This is a genomic window from Pseudomonas sp. TMW22091 (assembly GCF_022496705.1).
In the GTDB taxonomy this organism is placed as follows: Bacteria; Pseudomonadota; Gammaproteobacteria; order Pseudomonadales; family Pseudomonadaceae; genus Aquipseudomonas; species Aquipseudomonas saxonica.
On record NZ_SCFI01000001.1, the window covers coordinates 107,666 to 122,686 of the forward strand.

14 protein-coding genes are annotated in these 15,021 nt (G+C 56.8%); 7 read left to right on the forward strand and 7 right to left on the reverse strand.

Annotated elements, in window-relative coordinates:
• Window positions 1-3: 3 nt before the first annotated feature.
• The 4 genes from EQV93_RS00495 (at window position 4) to EQV93_RS00510 (ending at window position 4,416) form a co-directional block, all read left to right on the forward strand.
• Window positions 4-1,338 carry a sigma-54-dependent transcriptional regulator gene (locus tag EQV93_RS00495; protein ID WP_240890704.1) on the forward strand — a complete coding sequence of 445 codons (1,335 nt, stop codon included), beginning with the start codon at window positions 4-6 and terminating at the stop codon, window positions 1,336-1,338.
• A 297-nt stretch (window positions 1,339-1,635) separates the two neighbouring features.
• Window positions 1,636-2,958: an MFS transporter gene (locus EQV93_RS00500; RefSeq protein ID WP_122784659.1), complete on the forward strand. Its 1,323-nt coding sequence runs from the start codon at window positions 1,636-1,638 to the stop codon at window positions 2,956-2,958.
• A 308-nt stretch (window positions 2,959-3,266) separates the two neighbouring features.
• Window positions 3,267-3,563, forward strand: a complete 297-nt coding sequence (locus tag EQV93_RS00505; protein WP_240890705.1) for a hypothetical protein — start codon at window positions 3,267-3,269, stop codon at window positions 3,561-3,563.
• Window positions 3,564-3,795: 232 nt separating this feature from the next.
• On the forward strand, window positions 3,796-4,416 hold the full coding sequence (locus tag EQV93_RS00510; protein ID WP_240890706.1) for a flavin reductase family protein: 621 nt from the start codon (window positions 3,796-3,798) through the stop codon (window positions 4,414-4,416).
• Here EQV93_RS00510 and EQV93_RS00515 read toward each other — a convergent pair whose 3' ends face one another.
• A complete protein-coding gene (locus EQV93_RS00515; RefSeq protein ID WP_122784663.1) occupies window positions 4,417-4,650 on the reverse strand; it encodes a hypothetical protein in 234 nt (77 codons plus the stop codon). It lies immediately after the preceding gene.
• Window positions 4,651-4,690: 40 nt separating this feature from the next.
• Window positions 4,691-5,020, reverse strand: a complete 330-nt coding sequence (locus tag EQV93_RS00520; RefSeq protein WP_122784892.1) for a putative quinol monooxygenase — start codon at window positions 5,018-5,020, stop codon at window positions 4,691-4,693.
• 312 nt (window positions 5,021-5,332) lie between these two features.
• Between EQV93_RS00520 and EQV93_RS00525 the strand changes: the two genes are divergently transcribed.
• On the forward strand, window positions 5,333-6,262 hold the full coding sequence (locus EQV93_RS00525; RefSeq protein ID WP_146384005.1) for an AraC family transcriptional regulator: 930 nt from the start codon (window positions 5,333-5,335) through the stop codon (window positions 6,260-6,262).
• Window positions 6,263-6,324: 62 nt separating this feature from the next.
• Here EQV93_RS00525 and EQV93_RS00530 read toward each other — a convergent pair whose 3' ends face one another.
• Window positions 6,325-7,947: a 5-guanidino-2-oxopentanoate decarboxylase gene (locus EQV93_RS00530; RefSeq protein ID WP_240890707.1), complete on the reverse strand. Its 1,623-nt coding sequence runs from the start codon at window positions 7,945-7,947 to the stop codon at window positions 6,325-6,327.
• Between the two features lie 112 nt (window positions 7,948-8,059).
• Between EQV93_RS00530 and EQV93_RS00535 the strand changes: the two genes are divergently transcribed.
• The gene (locus EQV93_RS00535; RefSeq protein WP_122784666.1) at window positions 8,060-8,956 is read left to right on the forward strand and encodes a LysR substrate-binding domain-containing protein; all 897 of its coding nucleotides are present in this window, start codon (window positions 8,060-8,062) and stop codon (window positions 8,954-8,956) included.
• Window positions 8,957-8,969: 13 nt separating this feature from the next.
• Here the strand turns inward: EQV93_RS00535 and EQV93_RS00540 are convergent, their stop codons facing one another.
• Window positions 8,970-9,854: an MBL fold metallo-hydrolase gene (locus EQV93_RS00540; RefSeq protein WP_122784667.1), complete on the reverse strand. Its 885-nt coding sequence runs from the start codon at window positions 9,852-9,854 to the stop codon at window positions 8,970-8,972.
• A gap of 516 nt (window positions 9,855-10,370) precedes the next feature.
• On the opposite strand from EQV93_RS00540, the gene EQV93_RS00545 reads away from it, so the two are divergent.
• The gene (locus EQV93_RS00545; protein WP_122784668.1) at window positions 10,371-11,900 is read left to right on the forward strand and encodes an MDR family MFS transporter; all 1,530 of its coding nucleotides are present in this window, start codon (window positions 10,371-10,373) and stop codon (window positions 11,898-11,900) included.
• 274 nt (window positions 11,901-12,174) lie between these two features.
• Here the strand turns inward: EQV93_RS00545 and EQV93_RS00550 are convergent, their stop codons facing one another.
• From EQV93_RS00550 to EQV93_RS00560, 3 genes are read right to left on the reverse strand one after another with little or no spacing between them, the layout of a single operon-like run.
• Window positions 12,175-12,990, reverse strand: coding sequence for an ATPase (locus EQV93_RS00550; RefSeq protein ID WP_240890708.1), 816 nt, complete (start codon window positions 12,988-12,990; stop codon window positions 12,175-12,177).
• Between the two features lie 32 nt (window positions 12,991-13,022).
• On the reverse strand, window positions 13,023-14,021 hold the full coding sequence (locus tag EQV93_RS00555) for an NAD-dependent epimerase/dehydratase family protein (RefSeq protein WP_146426648.1): 999 nt from the start codon (window positions 14,019-14,021) through the stop codon (window positions 13,023-13,025).
• A gap of 51 nt (window positions 14,022-14,072) precedes the next feature.
• On the reverse strand, window positions 14,073-14,966 hold the full coding sequence (locus EQV93_RS00560; protein WP_146384017.1) for a LysR family transcriptional regulator ArgP: 894 nt from the start codon (window positions 14,964-14,966) through the stop codon (window positions 14,073-14,075).
• Window positions 14,967-15,021 lie beyond the last annotated feature (55 nt).

Here is a 15,021-nt window from a genome sequence, read left to right on the forward strand (position 1 = left end):
AACATGCTCAACTCGGTGATCGTGATTGATGATGAGGCCAGCATTCGCAATGCGGTTGAACAATGGCTAAGCCTAAGTGGCTTTGAAGTTCAGTTGTTCAGCTGTGCCGAAGAATGCCTCAACCAATTGCCAGCGCACTTTGCTGGAGTGATTGTCAGTGATGTACGCATGCCGGGCATGGGTGGGTTGGCCCTATTGTCGCGTTTGCAGCAGTTTGACCAGGATCTGCCGGTCATTTTACTGACCGGGCACGGCGATGTGCCCATGGCCGTTGAAGCCATGCGCGATGGCGCTTATGACTTTCTCGAAAAACCCTTCAGCCCTGAAGCGTTGTTAAGCAGCCTGCGCCGCGCCCTCGAAAAGCGCCAACTGGTGCTGGAAAACCGCCGTTTGCACGAGCAGGCCGCCCGGCGCGAACAGATAGAGGGGCGGTTGCTCGGCGTCTCGCGCAGCTTGCAGACCCTGCGCAGGCAAATCACTGATTTGGCACCATTGCCGGTAAACGTGCTGATCCGCGGTGAAACCGGCAGCGGCAAAGAGTTGGTTGCCCGTTGCCTGCATGATTTTGGCCCGCGTGCCGACAAACCCTTTGTGGCCCTGAACTGCGCGGCCATACCTGAGCATTTGTTTGAGGCCGAGCTGTTTGGCCATGAAAACGGCGCATTCACCGGCGCGCAGGGCAAGCGCATTGGCAAGTTGGAATACGCCGACGGCGGTACATTGTTTCTCGACGAAATCGAAAGCATGCCACTGGCTCAGCAAGCCAAACTGCTGCGGGTCCTACAGGAACAAAAACTCGAAAGACTGGGTTCCAACCAGAGCATCCATGTCGACTTGCGGGTGGTTGCAGCGACCAAGCCCGACCTTCTCGACGAGGCTCGCGCTGGCCGTTTTCGTGAAGATCTGGCGTATCGCCTGACGGTGGCTGAATTGCGTTTGGCGCCGCTACGTGAGCGTCGCGAAGACATTCCCATGCTCTATGACTTTTTTTCCCAGCATGCGGCGCAACGCATGGGACGCAGTGCCGCGCCCTTGACCGGGGCGCAACTGTCGTACCTGCTGAGCCACAGTTGGCCGGGTAATGTGCGTGAACTGGCTAACGTCGCAGAACGTCATGTACTGGGCTTGGACGACCCTCAGTTCGATGACATTGACGCCAGCCAATCGCTGGTTGCGCAGCAGGAAGCCTTTGAAGCGCATTGTTTGCGGGCCGCGCTGACGCGGCACAAGGGCGATATCAAAGCGGTCTTACACGAACTGCAACTGCCGCGCCGCACGCTGAATGAAAAAATGCAGCGCCATGGGTTGGTGCGTGAGACGTTTTTGATGATCGAGTAACCCCCTGCAACCCTCACCCTAGCCCTCTCCCAGAGGGAAAGGGGACTGACCGCGCGCGAATTTAAAATCCCCCCTCTCCAAACCCCCTCTCCTTCTGGGAGAGGGCTGGGGTGAGGGGCTTGTGATGTTCGGCGGATTTCCGCTCATCACCCGCCGAAAACCAGCGGATTTCCGCTCACTTCTTGACCCATCCCCCAATAAACAGGCCCTTACAGCCTTGGCACAACTCCTGCTATAGCCCCGCAAGCTCGCGTTTTGTCGCGCTATAACAAAACCAAGAAAAAAAGGATCCATTCAATGGACAATTCAAGCACCCTGCCTGCCGGGGCCGCGTCTGCGGCTCCAAAAGTAAGAACCACTTCCAGCCGCATTAAATCCATCTTCAGTGGCTCCGTCGGCAACATGGTCGAGTGGTACGACTGGTACGTCTACGCCGCCTTCTCGCTGTACTTCGCCAAGGCCTTTTTCCCTAAAGGCGACACCACCGCTCAGTTGCTCAATACCGCCGCCATCTTCGCCGTGGGCTTTTTGATGCGCCCTATCGGCGGCTGGCTGATGGGCCTGTACGCAGACCGTAAAGGCCGCAAAGCTGCATTGATGGCTTCGGTGTTGCTGATGTGCTTCGGCTCGCTGCTGATTGCACTGTCCCCCGGTTACGAAACCATCGGCGTCTGGGCACCCGTTCTGCTGGTGTTTGCCCGTCTGCTGCAAGGTTTGTCAGTGGGTGGCGAATACGGCACCTCGGCCACTTATCTGAGCGAAATGGCCACCAAAGAGCGACGCGGCTTCTTCTCAAGCTTCCAATACGTGACGCTGATCTCGGGTCAGCTCATCGCACTGGGCGTGTTGATCGTGCTGCAACAAACCCTGACTGAAGAACAGCTTTACAGCTGGGGCTGGCGTATTCCGTTTGTAATCGGCGCGCTCTGCGCTGTAGTTGCCTTGTACCTGCGACGGGGCATGGAAGAGACTGAATCATTCAAAAAGGTCAAAACCAAACCTAAAGAAAGCGCCATGCGCACCCTGATGCGGCATCCAAAAGAGCTGTTGACCGTTGTGGGTTTGACCATGGGCGGAACGCTGGCGTTTTACACCTACACCACGTACATGCAGAAGTACCTGGTGAACACGGTGGGCATGAGCATCTCGGACTCCACCACCATCTCGGCCGCCACGTTGTTCCTGTTCATGTGCATACAACCATTGGTGGGCGGGCTGTCGGACAAGATTGGCCGTCGTCCGATCCTGATTGCCTTTGGCGTACTGGGCACACTCTTCACCTACCCGATCCTGACCACGCTGCACACCATCACCACCTGGTGGGGCGCGTTCTTCCTGATTATGGCGGCGCTGATCATTGTCAGCGGTTACACCTCGATCAACGCAGTGGTGAAAGCAGAGCTGTTCCCGACCGAAATTCGTGCACTGGGCGTGGGTCTGCCGTATGCACTGACCGTGTCGATTTTCGGCGGTACGGCCGAATACATCGCCTTGTGGTTTAAAAGTTCCGGCATGGAGACTGGCTACTACTGGTACGTCACCGGCTGTATTGCCTGTTCCCTGATGGTCTACGTGACCATGAAAGACACACGCAAGCATTCGCGAATCGAAACAGACTAAGCATTTCGCCTTTCCCGTTTCAGAAACCCGGCCCCGGCCGGGTTTTTTCTTTTGGCACATGCCCAAAATTAATGGCCCGTTAATACAGTTCGGACATTATCAATCTCAACCCACTCTCCGTTCACGGCTGTCTTGAGGAGGTCCCGCGAAGGGATTCTCAGGCATTCAGAACCGGATAGAGGCTGGGCCAATACATCGTATAAATAGATCATTAACTGCTATTTTTTGCGCTTTTCAATCAAATTATTCGGCGTAGTCTTAAACCCATACCCAGGGCATACCGCCCTTATGAAACAAGGAGCCTGACCATGAAAACTCAATTAATTCTCGCCACTGCCCTTTCGGTTCTGGCATTCAATAGCTTTGCTGCGGATGGTTACGACCGCACCCATTCTTCGAGCTTTGCTGAAGATGGCTATAGCCGCACTGGTTCTGCCGCTGTTGCTGCTGACGGTTACGACCGTACGCACAGTGCTACCTTTGCTGAAGATGGCTACGATCACACTCAGTCAGCCACGTTTGCAGAAGATGGCTACGACAACACTCAGTCAGCCACATTTGCGGAAGATGGCTACGACAAAACCCAAGGCGCACGCTTCAGCTAATCCATTGAAGTTGGCTCTGTAGCCCGGCTTCGGCCGGGCTTAGTCATTTTAGGGGCACCTTGAAAGCGTGCTGCTGATTGCGCAGTGGACGTAATAATGAGTTGAGAAATACGGGGGGCTTCCCCCCTTCGCAGCCTGCGCCAGCGGCTACAGAGTCAAGACAGGCTTTGTCATTGGGCGAAATGCCCCGCACTATATGAGCCCTCTATTTCGGCGTATGCGGATTCTGCCCATGTCTGACGATATCCATTTCTACGAACCTTCCCAAGGGCACGGCCTGCCCCATGATCCGTTCAATGCCATTGTCGGGCCGCGCCCCATTGGCTGGATTTCGTCGCACGACGCCGAAGGCCGTTTAAATCTTGCGCCCTACAGCTTTTTCAACGCGTTCAACTACATCCCGCCGATCATCGGGTTTTGCAGTGTGGGCCGCAAAGACAGCCTCAATAACATTGAGCAAACCGGCGAGTTCGTCTGGAACCTGGCCACACGTCCTCTGGCTGAGGCGATGAACCAAAGCTGCGCAATGGTTGCGCCAGACATCAATGAGTTCGAGCTGGCCGGACTGACCACTGCCGCCTCACGTGTCGTGAGCGTGCCACGTGTCGCCGAGACACCCGTATCGTTTGAATGCAAGGTCACACAGATCATTCAGTTACAAAGGGCCGATAAGGAACTCGTACCTAGCTGGCTGATTTTGGGGGAGGTGGTGGCAGTGCATATCGCCAAATACCTGCTTAGAGACGGGATTTACGACACGGCAGCTGCCGAGCCTATTTTGCGTGGCGGTGGCCCGGCGGACTATTTCCAGCTGGGCCCCGAGGCATTGTTCAAAATGCACCGCCCACGTTGATTACCAGACCAGCTCGGCGTCTTCAGTGACGCCTTGCAACACTTCAAGCTGTTGCGTTGCGGCAGCATCGGCCGCAGTGGCGGTCTTGAAGGTCTGGTCAGGCAATATTTTATGAAAACGCGGTGCTCCGCCTTCGTACAGCGCTTTGACTGCAATAGCGGCGTGGTAAACACCGGGTTCTACCGGGACAACCGCCGCTACCGCTTCAAACTGTGCAAATTCTTTACGTGCCATGGTTTACATTCCGACCATTTAAAGTCGGCATTCTACCCGCTTAACCTGCGTGTTTCTGCATCGGGACCGCAACCTCTTCGGTGAACGTCTGGAACTCCAGGCGTTCAATCATCTGCTCGTTAAGCAGTACGCTGTAGACCTCCATCACCGAGGAATTGAAGTAAGCCTGCATGGCACATTCGTCTTGCCAATAGCCGGCAATTTGCCACAACAACGGATCGCTGTCGCATTGCTGCAAGGCAAAGTGCAGGCAGCCCGGCGTCTTCAACGTGGGTTCTATCACGCGCATGAGGCACGCCTGTACTTGAACCGAGCATCCGGCGCGGGCATGCACCCGAGTGGTATGACTGACGCAATGGGACTGGGGCATGGTGGCCTCCACACTGAAAATGACCGTGGCAAGGTTCAAAGCTTAAAGCCCAGCCCTCGGCGCCGTTAGTCAATTCCTGCCCAAGGCTTGCACAATTCTGCAAAAGCACACAGGACGTGATCGACATTGCCCGCGCCCATGGCAGCAGCGCCTTACGCCATTTCGAGCAATACTCAGGGCTCACAGTGGATATATTGGCGCAATAACGACTGACTCCGACAGGATCAGGCAAGACAACGGCAGAAATTGCCTACCCCTGCTCCTTGCACAAACATAAGCTGTGTCTCTACGGTCTTAATGAGGAAGTTCTGCATGTCGTTACTGGAACCGCCGCACCCCGCGCTCGATCCTGCGCTTGAAAAACAGCGCGTGGAACTGGCCGACCTGATTCACCGTCACGCGGCGCAGGATGGTTCGTTTACAACGCAGGTCGACGCCTTATTTGTGTCGCGCTACAGCGTCGCGAGCGACTTCGCTCCCAGCTTGCCGAAACCGGCGCTGTGCATCATGGCTCAAGGCCGCAAAGAGGTCAGACTGGGAGATGAGCACTTCGCCTATGACCCGCTTAATTACCTGGTGGTCTCGGTGTCGATGCCGATCAGTGGCCGTGTGCTGGAAGTGTCCTCTGAACGTCCCGTACTGGCATTGCGTCTGGACATTGACCCACTGGAGATATCTACACTGATCAGCGATGCAGGCCCGATGGGCGTACCGTCCAAACCGGCCGGGCGTGGACTGTACGTCGAGCCTATCGATCAGCCGATGCTGGATGCCTTGTTGCGACTGACGCGCCTGCTCGACACGCCGAAAGACATCGCCATGTTGGCCCCCTTGATCCGCCGCGAGATTCTGTACCGGCTGTTGCGCAGCCCACAGGGCTATCGCCTGTATGAAATCGCCAGCGAAAACAGCCAGGCACACCGCGTCACTCGGGCTATTTCCTGGCTCAACGGCAACTTTGAACAACCCCTGCGCATCGACAATCTGGCCCGCGAAGCCAACTTGAGCGTCTCGACCCTGCACCACCGGTTCAAGTCAGTCACCGCGATGAGCCCGTTGCAGTATCAAAAACAACTGCGACTCAACGAAGCGAGGCGGCTGATGCTCAGTGAAGGGCTTGATGCTTCGGCCGCCGGCTATCGCGTGGGTTATGAGAGCCCCTCACAGTTCAGCCGCGAGTACAGCCGTCAGTTTGGCGCACCGCCTGTACGGGATCTGGCGCGCCTGCGTATGACTTCATAGTGCCCAGGGTCTGCTCCCGTATCATTGCAAGCCGCGTCGCTGGCTAAATTTGATACGCGACCCTAGGCGTGTTGCCAACGCTGTTCATCGACCTCGATAAGGGTCGGGCCGTCGTGGTCGCCAGCACGGGCCAGGGCCGTGCGTAGCTGCGCGGGTCCTTCAACCGACAACGCGGCACACCCCAGGGCTTTGGCTACGCCTATAAAGTCCGGGGTATAAATATCCACCCCCACCGGTTCAATGGCCCGGTTGAGCATGTACTTTTTAATCTCCCCGTAGCCCTGGTTATTCCAAAGCAACACGATAATCGGTGTGCGCGCCTCGACGGCACTGGCCAACTCGCTCAAGGTAAATTGCAGACCACCATCGCCGATCAAGCACAGCACCGGACCACCCGCATGCCCATCAGCACGACGCCCCAGCCAGGCGCCCACCGCGGCAGGCAAGGCATAACCAAGCGTGCCGTAACCGGTTGATGAGTTGAACCAGCGCCGTGGTTGTTCAGGGTTGAAGGTCAGATTGCCGGTGTACACCGGCTGAGTGGAGTCGCCGACACACACAGCGTCTGGCAACACCTCGAATACGGTCTGCAACAAGAGGGTTTGCGCACGTGTGGGTGCATCCCAGGTGCTGGCCAATTCACTGCGCAAACGCTGGGCTCGCGCCGCGCCCCAATCGGCATCGCGTGGTGAAAAATGTCCGAGGTCAGCCAGCAAGGCTTCCGCTGCCAGCTTGGCATCAGCCACCAGCGCCAGTGTCGGCGGGTAGTTGCGCACGGTTTGATCCGGATCGATGTCGATGCGCAACAACGCGCCCGGGATCTCGAAACCGCCAGCAAAGGTCACGTCGTAATCGGTCTCGGCCAACTCCGTGCCAATCGCCAGCACCACGTCCGCTTCAGCTACAAGCGCCCGGGTCGCCACCAATGACTGGGTAGAGCCAATCAACAGGGGGTGGCTGGAAGGCAACATGCCCTTTGCGTTAATGGTCAAGGCTACCGGCGCCCCGAGTCGCTCGGCCAACCGCGTGAGCGCCTCGGCGGCATCAATTGCCCCTCCGCCTGCCAGTATCAGCGGACGTTGGGCGCCGGCCAGGCGCTGGCTCATCTGGGCGATGGCCGCCGGCGCAGCGCCCGGACGAACAATACTGACCGGATGACTGGCGAGTAATGCATCGGCATTTTCCACCAGTACGTCCAATGGGATTTCAATGTGCACCGGACGTGGCCTTCCCGCCTGAAACAGGGCAAACGCCCGCGCCAGCACACTCGGCAACTCTGCCGCCGACATAAGCGTATGGGAAAAAGCGGCAACGCCGGCCATCATTGCGCTCTGATTCGGCAACTCATGAAGCTTGCCGCGCCCGCCGCCCAGCTGACTGCGCGACTGCACACTGGAAATCACCAGCATCGGGATTGAGTCGCCGTAGGCTTGCCCCATGGCCGTGGTGATATTGGTCATGCCCGGCCCGGTGATGATGAAACACACCCCCGGTTTGCCGCTGGTGCGCGCATAGCCATCAGCCATAAACCCGGCACCTTGCTCGTGCCGGGGAGTCACGTGACGAATGGTTGAACCTGCAAGGCCGCGATATAACTCAACGGTGTGCACACCGGGGATGCCAAACACCTGCTCAACACCATACGCCTCGAGCAACTTGACCAATACTTCGCCGCACGTCGCCATGTGTCCTGCCTTTTTAATTTACTTTTGAGCCTTTATTGAAGCGAGCACGTGTGGCGCGCACAACGCAATCCTGCTCATACTTGCCATGTCCTGGACTCATGGCTGCCCACCAATGAAACGCTTACCGCCGCTCCCTGCGCTGCACACGTTTATGATCACGGCTCAATGTTGCAACTTCACCCGCGCCGGTGAGCAGCTGCATATCACTCAAGGTGCGGTAAGCCGCCAGATTGCCGGGCTGGAAGAGCATCTGGGCTATTCGCTTTTTCATCGTTTGGCACGCGGCTTAAGCCTCACTGAGCAAGGTCAGGCGCTGTACCCTCGGATCGAACAGGCATTCGACTTGATTGGCGAGGCCATAGAGCAGACCGGCACACGCCGAACGCCATTGCAAATCAAGGCGCCGACCTGCATGCAGCGCTGGCTGCTGCCCAAACTCAAGCAGTGGCAAATGCTACGCCCCGACGTGCCGGTGGAATTGACCAGCAGCATTCAGCACGGGGTGGATTTTCGCCGTGAAACCTTCGACGCCGCCGTGGTCTACAGTCCGGTACCCGGACCTAAACGCGAGGGCCAACACCTGTTCGATGAGCAACTCACCCCTGTGTGCGCCCCGCACTTGTTACAAGGCAGCGCTGCGATCAACACGCTGACCGACCTTGAATACCACACCCTGTTGCATCCCAGCCGTGACCAGCGGGACTGGAACAACTGGCTAAACGCGGTGGGGGCCGACCTGTCTTTGATCCGCCACAGCCAGTACTTTGACACCCTGGACCTTGCCATGACGGTGGCGGCGCAAGGCAATGGTGTGGCGATTGGGGACTTGTCATTGATCGGCGACGACCTTCAGGCCGGCAATCTGGCGATGCCGTTCGATTTCAAAGTCGCGACAGGCGCAGGTTATTACCTGGTGTGCCCGCCTCGGCGCGAACCTTCGGCGCCGTTGCGAGCGTTGATGGAGTGGTTGCTGACTCAGGCTCACTCAACGCCAGGACCCGTTCGTTAAAGGGCACGCTGGCTCACCACTCCACTTCGCCTTTGGCGACTTTGGCGCTAAGTTCCAGCGAAGACTCTTCGCCCAGGTTCGGATAACGCTTTTTCATCGCAGCAATCAATTCGGCTGAATTTCTGGCTTTGGGCGTCTCTTCATCAAAGGCCTTGATGTAGTCGCGGGTGAAGTGAACCGAGCCCAAAGAACGGTCGTTTTCACCCAGGTAATGGCCGGGTACGACAATCTCGGGCTGCAAACTTTCGATGCGTTTAAGGGTCGCCAGCCACTGCCTGTGTGACTGTGGCGTTTGGGTATCGGCCATCCAGACATGCAGCTTGTCTGCCACCACTACACCCCCTACCACTGCCTTGAGCGACGGAATCCACACGTAGCTGCGCTGCGGTTGCCTGCCGGAAAGCCCCATGACATCCAGTTCATGGCCTTCAAGGGTCAAGGTATTGCCCTTCATCACTTCGGGCACAATGATGCGGCTGGGCACATCCGCGCCCATTTGAGGCCCCCAAAAAGCCAGTTTGGCGTCTTTGGTTTCGTTGATATGCGCTACGGTCGGCCCCGAGGCAACCACCTTTGCATTCGGAAAGGCCTGGACCAGGGTTTCAAGGCCGAAGTAGTAATCTGGGTCGCCGTGGCTGATGTAGATCGTCGTCAGGTTTTTACCACTGTTACGAATCTTGTCGACCACCTGCCGGGCCTGAGTTTTGGCAAATTGGGCATCAATCAGAATGGCCTCTTTGTCGCCGCTGACCAGCACTGAGGACACCGCAAAAGCTGCCGAATCTCCAGGGTTGTAAACATCCAGGGTCAAAGGCGCCGTGGCTGCAACGGCCTGTGCCATGAGGCTCAGCAAAGTCATGCTAAGGAAAAAACGGCGCAAAACTCGCACTATCGACATAAATCATTCCTCGGCGGATAGATGTAAACATTAGGTCAAGCTTAGTGACCGCTTGGCCTTTCGTCTGCCACTTCATCCAAAGACTCGCTGGTAGTCCATTTGAAGGATGAACCTACGCATGACCACTCGTACAACTGACATGGCAGGAACCAGGGTCTGAGCTAGCCTCAAAGGTGTGATGTCTAGGTCTGACTCCGAATGAAGCAGGAGAGATAACGCCATGACCACTAAAACAAGAACCAGATGCATGACTCTGTTTATCGTTTTTGCTGCCGCTGCTCTGTTTGCAAGTGCGTGTTATCGCGCCGAACAAACGCGTCAAGCAGCCGGATTTACCGTCAGTTGCAATGGCGGGCACTGTAACTCTATGTTCAGCACATTGAGGTAATACCCGCAGACCGGACTGATCATCTCAGTTCGGTCTGTTTGAGTTAATCACGAACGACTGTACCTCCCGGGCTTTCGCGCGCACGTCTATCCAGTAGACTGATCACATTTGCCCCCCAGGGATTCTTCGTGACCAGCTTGCATCAGCCCGCCTCGCCAAAACCCGCCATTCGCAGCATTCTGATTGCCCTGATGCTGGCGATATTCCTGGGTGCACTCGACCAGACCATCGTAGCCGTTTCGATACCCGCGATTTCCTCTCAATTCAAGGACGTCAGCCAATTGGCGTGGGTAATTTCCGGCTACATGGTGGCAATGACAGTGGCCGTGCCGATTTACGGCAAGCTGGGGGATTTATACGGACGTCGGCGCTTGATGCTGTTTGGCATGAGTGTTTTTACCCTGGCCTCGCTGTTTTGCGGGCTTGCGCAAAATATGGAACAACTGGTGCTGGCCCGGATCATTCAGGGCATTGGCGCGGGCGGCATGATCTCAGTCAGTCAGGCGATTATCGGCGACATCGTGCCGCCCCGTGAGCGCGGTCGCTATCAGGGCTACTTCAGCAGCATGTACGCCGTGGCCAGCGTTGCCGGCCCCGTACTGGGCGGCTACATGACAGAATTCCTATCCTGGCGCTGGGTATTTTTGATCAACTTGCCTCTGGGCCTTGCGGCGTTGTGGATTTCCCATCGCACGCTGATCGGGCTACCCGTCCCACAACGCAAACCGATCATTGATTATGCCGGCACAGTCCTGATGATCATCGGCCTGACGTCATTGCTGCTGGGTATCACCTTTATAGGCCAAGGCTACAGCTGGCATGGCGATCAGGTGATGGGCCTGCTGGTGGCTGCCGTGAGTGCTCTGGCACTGTTTGTGTGGCACGAGCGCCGCACTATAGAACCCTTGCTGCCCATGCACTTGTTTGCCAATCGCAATGCCGTGTTGTGCTGGTGCACGGTGTTCTTCACCAGTTTTCAGGCAATTTCGCTGATTGTGTTGATGCCACTGCGGTATCAAAGCATCACCGGGGCCGGGGCAGACAGTGCGGCGTTACACCTGCTGCCTCTGGCAATGGGTTTACCGATGGGCGCTTACTTTGCCGGGCGCATGACATCGGTGACCGGGCGTTACAAACCGATGATTCTGACAGGTGCGGCACTGATGCCATTTAGCATTTTGGGCATGGCCTTTAGCCCCCCGAGCGCCGAGGTGTTGAGTGGCGTATTCATGTTGTTGAGCGGAATAGCCGCGGGCATGCAATTTCCGACGTCACTGGTGGGCGCGCAGAACTCGGTGCAACAGCATGATATTGGTGTGGCCACCAGCACCACGAACCTGTTTCGCTCACTGGGTGGCGCCATGGGCGTGGCGTTGATGTCAGCCTTGTTGCTCGCGCTGCTGCATGACTCATTGCTGGCACCTGTTACGGGTCAGCCACTGCTGGGTGAAGGCAGTTCGGGCAATGTGCTGCTGGACGGTTTAAACGCCGTGCAAGGGCCAGCGCTGGATGACCTGCGGCTGGAGCTGCTGCAGACATTCCGCCATTTGTTGACTGTCAGCGCGGTGGTTTCACTGTTGGGGTTGAGTGCGGCGATTGCCATGCCCAATCAACTGCTTCGCGGGCGGGGTGACAAGGTCAAAAGCCCCTCACCCTAACCCTCTCCCGGAGGGAGAGGGGATTAAAAGCAAAAGCTGATTTGCGCAGCACCACCAATCAGCCATTTGTTGACTGTCAGCGCGGTGGTTTCTCTGTTGGGGTTAAGTGCGGCGATTGCCAGGCCCACTCAACTGCTTCGCGGGCGGGGCGACAAGGTCAAAAGCCCCTCACCCTAACCCTCTCCCGAGCAAAAGCTGATTTGCGCAACGCCACCAATCAGCCCCCTCTCCCTCTGGGAGAGGGTCGGGGTGAGGGCCAGCCACACCGCTAATTTCAAGGCTTGGCACTGATCTGCTTTTGCAGGTTTTGAATCTGACTTTGCAAGGTGTTGATGTTGCGCGTCACTTGAGCGCGAAACACGTCAAATTCAGCAGCATTGGCACCTTTGGCAGGCACCGGACGATTTTCCAGTTCACTTTTGAGCACCAGTAAATCCTGCTCCAGACGCTCAATGGCAGCGCTTGGATTACCTTGCTTCTTCAAGGCCGCGACATCCGCTGCCTGCTGGTCAAAGCTGCCTTTGAGGGCCGAAACCTCGGCCGTCAAACCTTTTATCTGAGTATCAAATTTGGTTTGAGCCTCTTGCTCAGCCGTCACCTGCGCCAGCAACGCCGTATTGATTTTCTCAAACCGGGCTTCCAACTCGCCTTTCTGCCCTTCAACCGCACCCTGCTGGCGCTTGCCCTGTTCAAGCAGTTGCTCTTCAAGTTGTTTGATCTGAAGTTTCAAGGCTTCACTGCCCGTGTTAAGGCTCGACTCGCTGGCCACCACTTTGCCGGATATAGCCTGCAATCGCCCTGCGGCTTCTTCACTGATGCGCGCAAAGCTTTCTTGCGTCGCTACTAACTGCTGCTCCATCAATGAAATCTGCTGAAAACTCCACCACGCCAACCCCGCAATAGCCAACAGCAGTGCGCCGATAAACGCCCACAAAGGGCCAGTGTGTGGCGCGTTCACCTTAATCACGGGTGCCGTGCGCGAATACACCGTGGTGCGTTCGCGGGCACCGGCACTTTGCACTCCGTCATCCTCCTCGATGGCATGCAGGGTGGGAACAGAGTCAAAATCATCGCGAGCATCGTTACGCATGAAAAAACCTTATAAAAACCTGGAGGTGAGTGTTAACGGTACGGCGATTGCTGAGCCTTCCACCAACCGCAAAATTCGTCCAGCGCGGCCCACAGTGTGACTTTGGGGTCGTAGTCGAGATAGTGCCGGGCACGGCTGATGTCGAGTGTGAAGTCCTTACTCATGAACTGTGCCCCCAAACGTGATTGCGAAGGCTCTGGCTGGCCCGGCCACAGCTTGCACGCCAACTCGCTCAAGGCCCCCATACTGTAAGCGAGACCATAGCTACGGTGACGGGTCACTTGCGCAATATTCATCTGACGCATCACATAATTAATCACATCCCACAGCGGAATCGGCGCCCCATTACTGATGTTGTAGGCCTTGCCCAATGCAGAACCGCTCGCCAGCAGGCTGCTCAGCAGCGCATCACTGAGGTTTTGCACACTGGTGAAATCAACCTTGTTCAAACCGTTGCCGACGATCGCCAACCGACCTTTGCGCTGCATTTTCAATAAGCGCGGAAACACACTCATATCCCCCGCGCCGGTTACACATCGTGGGCGCAGGGCAATCACTTCGAGCCCGAACTCCTGGGCGCCAAAGACCTTTTGCTCGGCCAGATTTTTGGTAGCCGCATAAGGGTGCCGAAATCGTCGAGGCACCTGCTCTTCTGTCAGCCCGACATGAGAGCGCCCGTCGAAGTAAAGTGCGGCAGACGACAGATGCACCAACCGCCGAACGCGCTGTTTCAAACAGGCTTCAACCACGTTTTCGGTGACCAGCACATTGTCGCGCTGGAAGTCCTGATAACGACCCCAAGTACCTCGGTGGCCCGCACAATGCACCACGGCATCGATATCGACGCACAAGTCGCGCACCAACAGACCATCGGTCAAATCACCCGGGATAAATTCAGCACCACGACGTACCAGGTGTTCAACACCCTCGGCTCGTCGTCCGCTGACCCGCACGTCAAAGCCCTGCTCCAAGGCAAAGCGCGCAAAGCGTCCGCCAATAAAGCCGCTCGCGCCGGTGACCAGAATCTTCATCAATCGCTCCAATGCTGTAATTCTTGTTGCTTGCTGTTTAAACGCTACTTGTCACAACAAAGGCACTAACCAGCGCTGCGCCGAACGCGATAAATGTTCGGTTAGCTGGCCCAGCAATTGTCCACCATTACGCCAATGATGCCAGTACAGTGGCACGTCGATGGGTTTATCTGGCAGCAACTCGACTAATACGCCATTTGCCAGCTGCTCACGCACCTGTAACTCCGGTACAAGCCCCCATCCCAGTCCGGCTTCGGTCAGGCGGATAAAACCTTCGGAAGACGGGCACAGATGATGCTCGAAACTGCCATCGACACCCAAGGCGGCCAAGTAACGGTGTTGCAGAAAATCATCCGGGCCGAACACCAGCGCGGGGGTTTTAGGGAGTAATTCGGCGCGAACACCACCAGGAAAATGCCGTGCAACGAACGCAGGGCTGGCGAGTGCCCGATAACGCATGGCCCCCAGTAAAACACTGCGCGCACCCGCTACCGGGCGTTCGCTGGCACATAAGCACGCGGCGACTTCCCCTGCCCGCATGCGTTTGAGCCCCACCGTCTGATCCTCTACCACCAAGTCCAATAGCAGGTGCTGTTCGGCACAGAAGTCACTGACCGCCGTCGCCCACCAAGTGGCCAGGCTGTCTGCATTCAAGGCAATGCGCAGACGCTCGGGCATCCCCTCGTCATCCAGCGCCGGTACGGCACTTTGCAAATCGCGCTCAAGCAAGCGCACTTGCTGAACATGGTTAAGCAAGCGTCGACCTATTTCAGTCGGGCTCGGCGGCGTTGCGCGAATAAGCACCGGTTGGCCAATACGCGCCTCGAGCAATTTGATGCGTTGGGAAACGGCCGATTGCGACAGACCCAATACCTGCGCAGCCCGCTCAAACCCCGCTTGTTCTACCACTGCGGCCAGCGCAGAAAGCAATTTATAGTCGAACATCAGTTTTCCTAATGAGCGATCAGTAGTATTGGTTTTTCTTATACAGCCAAGAACA